This is a genomic window from Gilvimarinus sp. 1_MG-2023, assembly GCF_030548285.1.
In genome coordinates this window covers 1-362 of the sequence record NZ_JAUOSC010000384.1, presented here as the reverse complement: position 1 = coordinate 362, position 362 = coordinate 1, and the positions used below count along the sequence as shown (strand labels likewise).

At 56.9% G+C, this 362-nt stretch carries 1 protein-coding gene; it reads right to left on the bottom strand.

Going from position 1 to position 362, the window contains the following annotated elements:
• On the bottom strand, positions 1-362 hold a 362-nt coding region (locus tag Q4563_RS17305; RefSeq protein WP_442903779.1), incomplete at both ends, for a 2-keto-4-pentenoate hydratase.

Below are 362 nucleotides of genomic sequence, written 5' to 3'. Positions count from 1 at the left end.
CCATTGGCCGGGTGGTTGAGTACTCCGGCTGCCACGCCGGTTTCTTCAATCACGCCGTTGCGGTACATGATGGCACTGACGCGGCGCAGATCGATATCCATCGGTTTGATCGGGCGGCCACCGAGAATGATCCCGGCATTGGCGGCGTTATCCGCAATGGTATCAAACACCTTGCGCGGGCGACCGGATTGAGGGTCGATGGACTGGCTACGGGCGTCGATCAGTTCCAGCGCCGGTATCACATAATCGGTGGCGTTGTAGACATCAAAAATGGTGCAGTTTGGCCCGTTCAACGGCGCTTTCAGGATAAACGCCAGCTCTACTTCGATGCGCGGCACAATAAAACGATCGGTAGGGATTTC